This window comes from Enterobacteriaceae endosymbiont of Donacia cinerea (genome assembly GCF_012569925.1).
Lineage (GTDB): Bacteria > Pseudomonadota > Gammaproteobacteria > Enterobacterales > Enterobacteriaceae.
The window spans coordinates 305,238-318,991 of sequence record NZ_CP046204.1; the positions used below are offsets into that span (position 1 = coordinate 305,238).

Consider the following 13,754-nt stretch of genomic DNA (forward strand, 5'->3'; position numbering starts at 1 on the left):
ATTAAATTTTTAATTCTTTAGATATTTGTTTAGTCCAAGTATTAATACGTAAATTAGTTAATTCTGGTTGTCTATCTTCATCTATAGTTAATCCTAAAAAATATTTCTTATTTTTTAAACTTTTAGTATCATTAAAATAATAACCTTTAGTAGGCCAATATCCTATAATTTGAGCTTTATTAGTTTTAACAATATCATAAAGTACTTTTATAGCATCACAAAAATATTCTCCATAATCTTCTTGATCACCACAACCAAATAAACCTAAATATTTGTTTTTAAAATTTATTTTTTGTAAAATAGGTAGAAAATTTTCCCAATCACATTGTACTTCACCATAATACCATGTTGGTACTCCTAATAAAATAATATTATATTTTTCAATATCCTGTTTTTCTACTTCAGAAATATTAAATACTGAAGAAATTTGTTTACTTAATTTTTTTTGTATATTAAAAGCAACATTTTCAGTATTTCCTGTATCACTACCAAAAAAGATACCAATTTTTGACATTTTTATTATTTTTCTCTAAAAATATTGTTTATAACATATTTTCAATATTAAATTAAATACTAATTTCGTATTTTCAATATGTAATAAATGACCAACATTTTTAATATTATATATTTTAGCATTAGGAAATTGAGAAAAAATATTTTTATAATAATTTTTATTTATATAACTTGATGTTTCTCCTTTGAAAAAAAAAATATTTCCATACCATTTAGGAATTAAATCCCAATCTAAAAGTTTTTGATATTCATTTTTTAATATTGGCCAATTAAATTCCCATTTACCATTTATAAACGTTTTTAATAATGTATTGATTATATATTTATTTTTAATATATAAATTCATTATATAAAATGCATTTTTTCTGGTCAAAAATTTTTTTTTATAAATTTGTTCTAATGCAAAAAATATATTTTTATTAGAAAATTGATATTTTACAGGAGCAATATCTAATATAATAATAGTTTTAATATTATTTAATAATTTAAATTGAGTGATATTCATAGCTATTTTACCACCCATAGAATGTCCAATCAGGATAATATTTTTTTTTATATTTAAAAAATATAAGGTATCTAATACATCCTTAGATAAGGAAATATAATTCATCTTTTTATTTTGTGGTGATAAACCATGATTTCTAATATCTAATAATATAATTTGATATTTTAAATATTTATTTAAAAATTTTCCCATTGAATATAAACTTTTTTTATTTCCAAATAATCCATGTAATATAATAATTGTATATTTTTTTTTAATAAGAAAATTATTATTTGGAATAATTAAATAATTAAGAATCATATAAAATAAATTTATTTAAAAAAAATATTTTATCACATAAAATAAAAAATTGAATTTTTAATATAATTTAAAATTATGATATAATTAATTTAAATAATATATTTTTTTAAAAATATTTTAAAATTTTTTTATTAAATATTAACTAATGATATTATATGAAAAATATTAATCCTACAAAAACTATTTCTTGGAAATATTTAAAAAATCATTTAAAGGAAATGAAAAAAATTACTATTAATGATTTATTTAAAATTGATAAAAATAGATTTAAAAATTTTTCAATTAATTTTGAAAATATAATTCTTTTTGACTATTCAAAAAATTTTATTAATAAAAAAACTCTACATTATTTAATAAATTTAGCCAAGGAAACTAAATGTATTGATGCCATTCATTCAATGTTTTATGGTAAAAAAATTAATATTACAGAAAAACAGGCTGTTTTACATACAGCATTAAGATATAATCGTAATTATGATAATTATTTTTTAAAAAATCAAGAAATTTATAATAATATAGATAAGATTTTAAAAAAAATTGAAAATATTTCTAATAATATAATTTTAGAAAAATGGAAAGGTTATACAAATAAAAAAATTAAAAACATAGTAAATATAGGAATAGGAGGTTCTCATTTAGGACCTTTAATGATTACAAAATCATTACAATCATATAAAAATAAATTAAATTTATTTTTTTTATCTAATATTGATTCAAATAAATTAATAAATATTATTAATAAAATCAAACCAGAAGAAAGTTTATTTATTATTGCATCAAAAACTTTTAGTACACAAGAAACAATATCTAATGCTTTAAGTATAAAAAAATGGTTTATAAAAAATATAAATACAACTTTTAATAAAAATATTTTTTCAAAACATTTTATTGCAGTTACAAATAATATAAATGCCGCAATAAATTTTGGTATAGATGAAAAAAATATTTTACCATTATTATCTGAAATAGGAGGACGTTTTTCTTTATGGTCATCTATTGGATTAGTAATATCTTTATCTATTGGATTTAATAATTTTAAAAAATTATTACAAGGAGCAAATAAAATGGATCATCATTTTTTTTCTACTCCTATAAATACAAATATTCCTATTATTATGGCCTTAATTAGTATCTGGTATAATAATTTTTGGAATACAGAAACAGAGGCAATAATTCCCTATTGTGATAATATGTGTTTTTTACCATTATATTTACAACAATTAAATATGGAATCTAATGGTAAATCTATAGATAGAAATGGTAATAAAATAAAATATCAAACTAGTTCTATTATATGGGGAGACGTAGGAACTAATGGACAACATTCTTTTTTTCAAATGTTACATCAAGGAACTAAATTAATACCGTGTGATTTTATAGCTACTGCTATATCTGATAATAAAAATTATAAAGATCATCATACTAAACTTATTGCAAATTATATTGCACAAACAAAAGCATTAGCTTTTGGTAATCTCGATACTTTTTCTTGTAAAGAAAACTTATATCAATGTTGTTTTGGAAATAAACCAAGTAATTCTATTTTTTTAAAAAAAATAACTCCTTATAGTTTAGGATTATTAATTTCATATTATGAACATAAAATTTTTATACAAGGAGTAATTTTAAATATATTTTCTTTTGATCAATGGGGGGTTGAATTAGGAAAAAAAATAGCTAATTTTTTAGTTAAAAATATAGATAGAAATATTCAAAATTTAACTCAATATGATTGCTCATCTCAAGGATTAATTAATTTTTATAAATCTTTTAATTAAAGTTAATTTTTAAAAATTTTTATAATATATTTTATATTAAAATATTTGATCATATATAATTATTTTTTTTAGATTTTGAATATAATTTTTTATAAGATTTTTGATATTTAAATATTAGTTCAAAGTTAATGTTTTTATTTAAAATTTTAATATTTTTAGAATATTTTGTCATAATTTTTTTTATTGTAGGAGATAATTCAATCGTAGAGTAATTAGTAAATAATTTTATATTACCTATAGTATTACTATTTATTTTAAATTCGTTAATAATAGTTCCAACAATATGACGTACTTCTACTTTATCATTTTTACCTATATTAATACGATATGTATCCATATATTTTTTTATTTTTTTGTATTTTTTAATATATTTATTTTTAAAAAAATTTAATTTTTTATTATATAATTTTTTTTTAATAGGATCTGGGGATAAAATCAAAGGTTTTTTATTTTGAGATAATTTTAATAAGATTATTGTTAATTTTTCTTCACTAATATTACTTTTAATAATTAGTGTTGATATAATATTTTTATATTTAATTAAATCTGTATTATTTATTAAATATAATTCTTTTTGTATTTTTTTAGTTAAATTTTCTAGTCTTTTTTGACATAAAATTTTATTATTAGGTAATAATATTTCCTGAATATTACATTTTATTCTACGTTCAATGTTTTTAAGTAATCTTTTTTCCCTATATTCAATAAATGTTAAAGATTTACCTTGTCTTCCTGCTCTTCCTGTTCTTCCAATACGATGAATATATGAGTCTATATCCATAGGTAAATCATAATTTATAACTAAATTTATCCTAGTTACATCTAATCCTCTTGCAGCAATATCAGTGGCAATTAAAATATCTAATTTCCCATTTCTAAATTTTTCTAATGTTTGTTCTCTATTATTTTGATTCATATCTCCATTTAACGCTGCACTATTATAATTAAATTTTTTTAATATATCAGCTATTTCTATAGTTGAAGTTTTAGTTTTTACAAAAATTAAAACTGCATTAAAATCTTCCGTTTCTAGAAATTTCATTAAAGCATTTATTTTTTTACCATGTACTAACCAGTAATTTTGATTAATATCTGGAACTGTTTTAACATCTGTTTTAATAAATATTTCATATGGATGAATCATAAATTTTTTAGTTATATTTTTAATTCTTTTAGGCATAGTTGCCGAAAATAATGAAGTTTGGTATTTTTTAGGTATTGTAGATAATATTTTTTCTACATCTTCAATAAATCCCATTCTTAACATTTCATCTGCTTCATCTATTACTAAACTAGTTAATTTCGACAAATTAACAGTTTTTCTTTGAATATGATCTAATAAACGTCCTGGAGTAGCTACGATGATTTGAACTCCCAAATGTAAACGTTTAAATTGTATGTTATAAGATTGACCTCCATATAACGCTAAAACACTAATTCCATTTATATATTTTGAAAAGATTGAAGTTTCTTTAGTTACCTGTATTGCTAATTCTCTTGTAGGTGTTAAAACTAAAATTTGAGTTTTTTTAATAGATAAATTTAAATTATTTAATAATGGTAACATAAATGCAGCAGTTTTACCACTACCTGTTTGTGCTATACCTAATACATCTTTCCCTAATAATAAATATGGAATACATTTTTTCTGAATAGGAGATGGTTTCACATATCCTATATCATCTAGTGCTTTTAAAAGAAACTTATTTAGACCAAATTTAGTGAAAGTAAGATTTATCATATAATATATATGCCTATTTAAAATGTAAAATATAATTAATTATGTAATAATTATTAGATGGGATTATAAAATTAAATTGTAATTATGTTTTATTATAAACATAATTACAAATAATAAAAATTATTTAATATAAATAATAATTTTACAATTAATTTTTTATAAATTACTATATTAGTAAATATTTATATTTTTAAAATATTATTTATTAAAATAATTTATATAATTATTTGTAAATAATTTTTTATAAAAATAAATTTTGAAAAATTAACTTTTCTCAATAACAGCTTTTATGCTTAATCTAATTCTTCCCTGTTTATCAATTTCCATGACTTTAACAAGTACATTTTGTAATAATTGTAAATAGTCACTAACTTTACTTACATGTTTATGTGTAATTTGAGAAATATGTACTAATCCTTCTTTACCGTTTCCTATGGAAATAAAAGCACCAAAATCAACAATACGTACAACTTTACCATTATATATTTGTCCCACAATAATATCTGCAGTAATTTCTTCTATACGTCTAATTGCAAATCTAATTTTTTCATTATTTTTCGCTGCAATTTTTACAATTCCATTATCTTCTATTTCAATAATTGTATCAGTTTCTTCTGTTAAAGCTCTAATAACAGATCCTCCTTTACCTATCATATCTTTAATTTTTTCTGGATTTATTTTTATTGTATGAATTCTTGGTGCAAATTCTGAAATATTCCTTCTAGGGAAGGCAATAGCTTGTTTCATTACTTTTAAAATATGTAATCTAGCTAATTTTGCTTGAAATAAAGCTAATTTTATTATTTTATATGTAATTCCTTCTATTTTCATATCCATTTGTAAAGCAGTAATGCCATTTTTAGTGCCTGCTACTTTAAAATCCATATCACCTAAATGATCTTCATCACCTAAAATATCTGATAATACTATAAAATCATTATTTTCTTTAATTAATCCCATTGCTATCCCTGCCACAGCATTTTTAATTGGAATTCCTGCATCCATCATTGCTAAAGATGCTCCACATACTGAAGCCATAGATGATGAACCATTAGATTCTGTAATTTCAGATACAATACGAATTGTATAAGGAAAAATATCTAAATTAGGCATTACTGGTATTAGAGATTTTTTAGCTAAATTACCATGACCAATTTCACGTCTTTTAGGAGAACTGATTATCCCAGTTTCTCCAACAGAATAAGGAGGAAAATTATAATGAAATAAAAAATTATCTGTTTTATTATTGACTAAATCATCTAATAATTGAGCATCTCTAGTTGTTCCTAATGTAGCAGTAACTAAAGATTGTGTTTCTCCTCTTGTAAATAAAGCCGAACCATGAGTTCTAGGCAGGATTCCTATACGTACATCTAAATTACGTATCATATCATGTTCACGTCCATCAATTCTAAGATTTTTTTCTGTAATATTTTTACGAACTATTTTTTTTTCTAAGTCATAAAAAATTTCATTTAAATAATAAATTGAAATATTTTCATATTCTTTTTCTTCTTTAATTACTTCAAGAATTTTTAATTTTAAAGAATTAATTATATTAACTCTATCTTGTTTTTTTTTTATATTATATGCTTTTATTAATTTTTTATATGATAAAAAAAATATTTTTTCTTTAAGTTTCTCGTTTAAAGGATATAAAATCCATTCACGAGATTCTTGTTTTACTTTTTCTGATAATTTAATAATATTATTAATTAAAATTTGTTGTTGATTATGTCCATACATTATTGCATCTAAAATTTTATCTTCAGTTAATAAATTAGATTTAGCTTCTACCATTAGAATCGCTTTTTTAGTACTAGTAACAATTAAATCTAATTCACTATTTTCCATTTCTTTTATACTAGGATTTAATATATATTTATTATTAATATATCCAACACGTGCAGTTCCAAAGGGACCATTACAAGGAATGCCAGATAAATTTAAAACAGTAGATGCCCCAATAATAGCTACGATATCTGGGTTTATTTCAGGATTTAAAGACATTACAGTTGCAATAATTTGAGTTTCATTTAAAAAACCTTTTTTAAATAAAGGCCTTATAGGACGATCAATTAAACGAGAAATTAATATTTCATTTTCACTTGGACGTCCTTCTCTTCGAAAAAAATTTCCAGGAATACGACCAGCAGCATATAATTTTTCTTGATAATGTACTGATAAAGGGAAAAAATTTTGTTCTAATTTTACTTCATTATTTACTACTAAGGTTACAAAAACAGCTGTATCATCAATACTAACCATTACAGAAGATGTTGCTTGTCTAGCTATCATTCCTGTTTCAATAGTTACAGTATTATTACCATAACAAAATCTATGAATAATCGGGTTTAACAAAATAAATATCCTTTAAATAAAAAACTTTTTTTTATATTAAAAAAATAAATTTATTTGAAAATCTATAATTAATATATGTTACATTAAAATATTTTTATCTTCTTAATCCTAAATTTTCAATTAATATATTATAATCATGTAATTTTTTTTTTTTTAAATAATTCAATAATTTTCTACGTTGTGATATCATATGAAGAAGGCCTCGACGACTATGATGATCTTTTTTATGAATAGCGAAATGTTTATGTAGATAATTAATTTTAAATGTTAGTAAAGCGATCTGTACTCTTGTTGATCCTTTATCTTTAGGATTTATTTTATACTGTTTTATAATTTTTATTTTTCTTTCTGTATTAAAATACATAACTTTAACTCCATTAAATCATTTATAAATTTATAAATTAATAAAATTTAATAATTTACATTTAATTATATAACCTTTATCATTAAGATGACAAACACCAATAAAATTATGAAATATTTTTTCAAATATACAGAATATTTTTTTATCTATTATAGATGTTATTTTTATTTTTTCACCATTTATTATTTTTTTTATTATAAAATTAGATAAATATAGTTTTGGTATGTTCTTCATTATATAATGAATAGGTAATAATAATTTTTTTATTAAAAAAATATTTAGTTTATTATTTTGATAATTTATAATTAATGTTTTTAATTGTTCAATAGTTATTACATTTTTATGTAAAATAGAAATATGTGATATATGTATTCTTCGTAATTTAATTACGTGAGCTCCACAATTTAATTTATCTCCTAATTCATCAATAATACTACGAATATATGTTCCCTTAGAACAATTAATTTTTAACTTGATTTTATTTTCATAAAATTTTAATAATTTAATTTGATAAACTGTAATTTTTCTTTTTTTTAAATGAGAAAACATGATACCTGATCTAGCATATTTATAAAGAGGTATTCCTTTATATTTTATTGCAGAATACATAGGAGGATTTTGTTTAATTTTTCCTTTAAATAAATTTATTACTCTAATGAGATCTTTTATTGATATATTAACATTTTTTTTTTTAATAAGGAAACCATATTTATCAGCAGTATTTGTTTTTTCACCTAAAATAGCAGTAACTAAATAAATTTTATTTGAATTTATTAAGTATTGACTAAATTTAGTACATTGTCCTAAACATATTGGTAATAAACCACTAGCTAAAGGATCTAAAGTACCTGTATGTCCTGCTTTTTTTACATTAAAAATATTTTTAATATATTGAAGAATTTGATTAGATGTTAATCCGATAGATTTATCAAGTAATAATAAACCATTTGTTTCTTGTTTTTTGATTTTTAACATTTTTTTAAACAGTTATAATTTAAATAATAATTATTTTTTTTTAATTTTTAAATTATTTAAAATATTACTAATATATTTACCTTTTTTAAAAGAATAATCTAAAAAAAATTTTATTTTTGGTATTTTACGTAAATTTATTTTTTTTCTAAGAATATATCTAATATATTCTGTAGTTTTATTTAAATAAAAAAGTGAATTTTTTTTATTTTCTAATTTTTCTTCTTTATATGATAAAATTATAAAGACTTTTGCATATGAAAAATCCTTAGATATTACTAAGTCAGTAATATTACTAAATTTATTTATTCTTTTATCATTAATATTATTTTGTAATATTTTTGCTATTTGTTTTTTTAATTCATATGAAATACGTAGATTTCGATACAATAAAGTACTCCTTTTTTATATATTTAATAATTTTATTATTAATATTAAATTATTTTTATATAGTTATTTTTTTATAAGTTCATTTTTTTCAAAAATTTCTATTTTATCTCCTATATGAATATCATTAAAATTTTTAATACTAATACCACATTCCATACCATTACGTACTTCATTAACACTTTCTTTAAATCTTCTTAAAGAATCTATAATGCCTTTATAAAAAATTTTATTTTTTCTAAATAATTTAATTAAATTATTACGTTTAATTACTCCATATGTAACTATACATCCAGCTATCACCCCAATTTTAGGAATAGTAAAAATACTTCTAACATCAGCTAATCCTAAAATAAATTCTTTATATTCAGGAACTAAGATTTTTTGTATATGTTTTTTCATATAATTAATTAAATCATAAATAATCATAAAAAATTTAATTTTTATATTTTCTATTTTTATTATATTTTTCACATTCTTACTTGCTTTAACATTAAAACCAATAATAATTACATGTTTTTCAGAATTAGCAATTGCCATTGAAATATCTGTTTCAGTAATTTCTCCAACACCAGAATAAATAATTTTGATATTTACTTTATTATTAGATAAATTAATTAATGTAGTTTTAATAGCTTCTAAAGAACCTTGTACATCAGCTTTTAATAAAATATTTATTTCATAAATATTTTTATTATTTAAATTTAAGAAAATTTTTTTGAATTGTTTTTGTTTATTGGATAAATTTATTTCTCGGTATTTGTTTTTTCTATATAATGCTATTTCTTTAGCTTGTTTTTCATTCTTTACTACTATTAAATCATCTCCAGTATGTGGAATTTCTGATAAACCTATTATTTTAATAGGAGTCGATGGACCTGCTTGTAAAATATTTAAACCTTTATAATTTATTAATCTTTTTATTTTTCCATAAGTATATCCACAAAGTGCTATATTACCTTTTTTTAACATACCTTCTTTAATTAAAATGTTAGCTATAGGTCCTTGACCTTTATCTAAATAAGATTCAATCACAACTCCTTTTGCAACACCTTTATTAATAGCTTTTAATTCTAATATTTCAGCTTGTAATAAAATAGCATTTAATAAATCATTTATTCCTTCTCCTGTTTTAGCTGAAACTTTAACAAAAATATTATTTCCCCCCCATTCTTCAGAAATAATATCATATCTACTTAATTCATTTTTTATTTGTTCAAGATTTGAAATTTTTTTATCAATTTTATTAATTGCAACTATTATTGATAGTTTTGTTTTTGTAGCATGTTTAATTGCTTCTATCGTTTGTGGCATTACTCCATCATCAATTGCAATAACTAAAACTATTATATCTGTAATTTGAATACCCCTTAACCTCATTGAGGTAAAAGATTCATGTCCTGGAGTATCCAAAAATGTAATTTTTTTATTATTAAATTTTATTTGATATGCATTGATATATTGAGTAATACCTCCAACTTCTGTTGAAATTATATTACTTGAAAAAATATAATCTAACAATGAAGTTTTACCATGATCTACATGTCCCATAATTGTTACTATTGGAGGTCTTATGACAGGTATTTTATTAATTTTATCTTCATTATTAATTAATGATTTTTCTATATCATTTTCACAACGTAAGATAACTTTATGTCCCATTTCTTCTGCTATTAATTGAGCTGTTTCCTGATTTAAAAGTTGATTAATATTAGTAAACTTTTCTCCCATATTAATTATAATTTTTATAAGTTCTGAACTTTTAACAGCCATTTTATTTGATAATTCAATTATACTGATAGTATCGTTGATAACGATATTACGATTAATATTTTTAATTGGTTTTTTAAAATTTTGATATAATTTAGAAAATTTTTTCTTATATTTATTATTAATAATTTTTTTTTTATTTTCTTTATTATTTTTATATTTTTTTTTATTAAAAAAATCATGATTAAATTTTTTATTGTTTATTTTTTTTTTATAGTATTTTTTATTTATTTTTTTTTTATTTAATTCTATATTTTTTTTATAATCTATATTATATATTTTTTTATCATTATTTTTAATAAATGTTTTGAATTTTTTCAATTTTTTTTTTTTAGATACAAGATAATTATTAATTTTTAATGGTTTTTGTTTTAAATTATTTTTTTTATCTTTAAATAAAAGATTTTTCTTGTTATCTAACATATTAGATTTATTATTTATATTTAATAATTTAAAATTTTTTATTTTTTTATTTTTTAAATATATTAAAAATTTTTTTTTTTCTTCTTTATTAACTGTATCATTTTCTAATTTAGAAATACCTATATCAGAAAAATATTTAATTATATTTTTTACTGAAATTTTAATTTTACTAGCTAATAATTTTATAGTTATAACAGCATCTATCATGCTGTCTACTCCTCTATTGTCAAAATTAATTAATTATCATTTTTTTTATTAAACCAACAAATATTACGTGCAGACATAATTATTTTTCCTGCTCTTATTCTATTTAGATTATCTATATCAGATAAATCTTCAATACTTTGTTCTGCTAATTTCTCAATAGTCAAAATTCCTTTATTTATTAAAGACTCAGATAATTCATGATTCATTCCTTTTAATTTTAATAATTTTTTTTTAAATTTATAATTAATATTATTTCTCTTTTTTAGAGATAAATTTTTATAAATATTTTCTGCTAATTTTTTTATTTTTTTTAAATCATTAATTTTTATACTAAAAATATTAGTTATTTTATTTAATTTCTCATCTGTCATTGATATTAATTCTTTAAAAGAAGATATTTTTCCATCTTCAACTATCTTTTTTGATAGTTCATATTTAATATTTAAATATTTTATAAACATATTTATGATATTATCTTTTTCTTTTTTATATTTATAATGTAAATCATGTTTAGTCATAACATTTAATTCCCAACCACTTAATTGTGATGCTAAACGAATATTCTGCCCATTTCTTCCAATAGCTTGAGCTAAATTATTTTCTTCAACAGCAATATCTATAATATGTTTTTTTTCATTTAAAATAATTGTTGATATATCAGCAGGTGACATAGCATTAATAACAAATTTTTCAGGATTCGAATTCCATAAGACAATATCGATTCGTTCTCCATTTAATTCATTAGAAATTGCTTGGACTCTAGCTCCTCTCATTCCAACACAGGCACCTACTGGATCAATTCTTTTATCATTTGTCTTAACAGCAATTTTTGATCTAGATCCTGGATCTCGTGCAACACCTTTAATTTCAATTAATCCTTCTCCTATTTCAGGTACTTCAATGTTAAATAATTCAATTAACATTTGTATTTTAGATCTACTTATAAATAATTGTGTTTCTTTAATATCTTCTTTTATATAAAATAATAAACCTCTTATTCTATCTCCTAATCTAAAATTTTCTCTTGGTAGCATATCAGAACGTAAGATAACAGCATTAGCACCATGTCCTAAATCTAAATTTAGATGTCCTCTATTTACTTTTTTAACAATACCACTTAAAATTTTTCCTTCTTGCTTTTTAAATTGAGCAATAGTAATAGCTTTTTCTGCTTCTCTGACTTTATGTACAATAACCTGTTTAGCAGTTTGTGTTGTTATACGATTAAAGTCAATAGATTTAATTTTATCATAAATATAATCTCCTAAATTTAGAGTATTATCTTCAATACGTGCTGCATCTAATGTAATTTCTTTTGTAGGATAATGAACTTTTTTTACAACTAACCATCTTCTAAAAGTATTAAAATTTCCATTTTTACGATCGATATTTACTAATACTTCTACGTCTTGTTCATATTTTTTTTTTGTAGCACTAGCTAAAGCACTTTCCATAGCTTCAAATATTTTTTCACGAGGTAAAGATTTTTCATTAGAAACGGCTTCAATAACAGCTAATATTTCTTTATTCATCCTAGTTATCCTTAAATATTTAATTCTTAAAATTAGAAAACTAGATTATATTAAAACATTAATATTAGTATGTTTATTTTTTAAATAAATATTTTATTATTTAAATATAAATATAATTATTTTAATAAAATTAATTTATTAATACTTTTTTATATAATTTATAATTATATATAAAAAATTATTTTGGATATTATAAATTTAATTATTTATATATAAAATATAATTTAGGATTAAATATAATGTGGTATTTGGTTGCGGGAGTTGGATTTGAACCAACGACCTTCGGGTTATGAGCCCGACGAGCTACCAAACTGCTCCACCCCGCGTCTACTTAATGATATGATATGCTAAAAATATAAATAATGCAATAACAATTTTACTACCGAAGACGGGATTTGAACCCGTAAACCCAAATTACAGGGCACTACCACCTCAAGGTAGCGTGTTTACCAATTTCACCACCTCGGTAAAATTATACTTATATTTTATTTTTTATATTATGTAATTTAATATTTCTTATATATTTTTTTACATTAATATTACTAAGTAATAAACTAATAATAAAAAATAAAGATGCAAGTAGAATAATACTTCTAGTTAGTATTTTATTAGACATATTTGTATTAAAAGGTGATTTTGTATTACTTGATGATGCACTAATATCTATATCATCATTATTTTGAAACATGATAATACCGACTAAGATTGTTGAAATAAAAATAAACAAAACTAATAATAATTTATACATAAAAAAGTTAACAAAACATCTTTTTAATTAAATATTGATTATCTAATTATATATGAATTAATAATAATTGCAATATAATTTTTAATTTTATAATAAAATTATTAGTATCTGAGGTTTACTTCAAATATTTTAAATCTACTCCAAAATATTTAT

The 13,754-nt window shown here is 20.3% G+C and carries 11 protein-coding genes and 2 tRNA genes; 1 reads left to right on the forward strand and 12 read right to left on the reverse strand.

Going from position 1 to position 13,754, the window contains the following annotated elements:
• Position 1: 1 nt before the first annotated feature.
• Complete coding sequence (fldA, locus tag GJT94_RS01510; RefSeq protein WP_168894376.1) at positions 2-514, reverse strand: flavodoxin FldA; 513 nt, start codon at positions 512-514, stop codon at positions 2-4.
• A gap of 15 nt (positions 515-529) precedes the next feature.
• The gene (locus tag GJT94_RS01515) at positions 530-1,318 is read right to left on the reverse strand and encodes an alpha/beta fold hydrolase (RefSeq protein ID WP_168894377.1); all 789 of its coding nucleotides are present in this window, start codon (positions 1,316-1,318) and stop codon (positions 530-532) included.
• 155 nt (positions 1,319-1,473) lie between these two features.
• Between GJT94_RS01515 and pgi the strand changes: the two genes are divergently transcribed.
• Positions 1,474-3,096, forward strand: a complete 1,623-nt coding sequence (gene pgi, locus GJT94_RS01520; protein WP_168894378.1) for a glucose-6-phosphate isomerase — start codon at positions 1,474-1,476, stop codon at positions 3,094-3,096.
• A gap of 49 nt (positions 3,097-3,145) precedes the next feature.
• Here the strand turns inward: pgi and GJT94_RS01525 are convergent, their stop codons facing one another.
• The 10 genes from GJT94_RS01525 to secG form a co-directional block, all read right to left on the reverse strand.
• A complete protein-coding gene (locus GJT94_RS01525) occupies positions 3,146-4,837 on the reverse strand; it encodes a DEAD/DEAH box helicase (protein ID WP_168894379.1) in 1,692 nt (563 codons plus the stop codon).
• Positions 4,838-5,101: 264 nt separating this feature from the next.
• The gene (gene pnp / locus GJT94_RS01530; protein WP_168894380.1) at positions 5,102-7,198 is read right to left on the reverse strand and encodes a polyribonucleotide nucleotidyltransferase; all 2,097 of its coding nucleotides are present in this window, start codon (positions 7,196-7,198) and stop codon (positions 5,102-5,104) included.
• A gap of 94 nt (positions 7,199-7,292) precedes the next feature.
• Positions 7,293-7,562 (reverse strand): 30S ribosomal protein S15, encoded by a 270-nt coding sequence (gene rpsO, locus GJT94_RS01535; protein ID WP_168894381.1) that lies wholly within the window; start codon positions 7,560-7,562, stop codon positions 7,293-7,295.
• A 30-nt stretch (positions 7,563-7,592) separates the two neighbouring features.
• Positions 7,593-8,537 (reverse strand): tRNA pseudouridine(55) synthase TruB, encoded by a 945-nt coding sequence (gene truB, locus GJT94_RS01540; protein ID WP_168894382.1) that lies wholly within the window; start codon positions 8,535-8,537, stop codon positions 7,593-7,595.
• A 30-nt stretch (positions 8,538-8,567) separates the two neighbouring features.
• Positions 8,568-8,924 carry a 30S ribosome-binding factor RbfA gene (gene rbfA, locus GJT94_RS01545; RefSeq protein ID WP_168894383.1) on the reverse strand — a complete coding sequence of 119 codons (357 nt, stop codon included), beginning with the start codon at positions 8,922-8,924 and terminating at the stop codon, positions 8,568-8,570.
• 63 nt (positions 8,925-8,987) lie between these two features.
• The gene (gene infB / locus GJT94_RS01550; RefSeq protein WP_168894384.1) at positions 8,988-11,321 is read right to left on the reverse strand and encodes a translation initiation factor IF-2; all 2,334 of its coding nucleotides are present in this window, start codon (positions 11,319-11,321) and stop codon (positions 8,988-8,990) included.
• Between the two features lie 29 nt (positions 11,322-11,350).
• Positions 11,351-12,853 (reverse strand): transcription termination factor NusA, encoded by a 1,503-nt coding sequence (gene nusA, locus GJT94_RS01555; protein ID WP_168894385.1) that lies wholly within the window; start codon positions 12,851-12,853, stop codon positions 11,351-11,353.
• 249 nt (positions 12,854-13,102) lie between these two features.
• Positions 13,103-13,179: transfer RNA gene (locus GJT94_RS01560), tRNA-Met, on the reverse strand.
• A 54-nt stretch (positions 13,180-13,233) separates the two neighbouring features.
• A tRNA-Leu gene (locus GJT94_RS01565) sits at positions 13,234-13,321 on the reverse strand.
• Between the two features lie 10 nt (positions 13,322-13,331).
• Complete coding sequence (gene secG, locus GJT94_RS01570) at positions 13,332-13,601, reverse strand: preprotein translocase subunit SecG (protein ID WP_168894386.1); 270 nt, start codon at positions 13,599-13,601, stop codon at positions 13,332-13,334.
• Between the last annotated feature and the right edge of the window lie 153 nt (positions 13,602-13,754).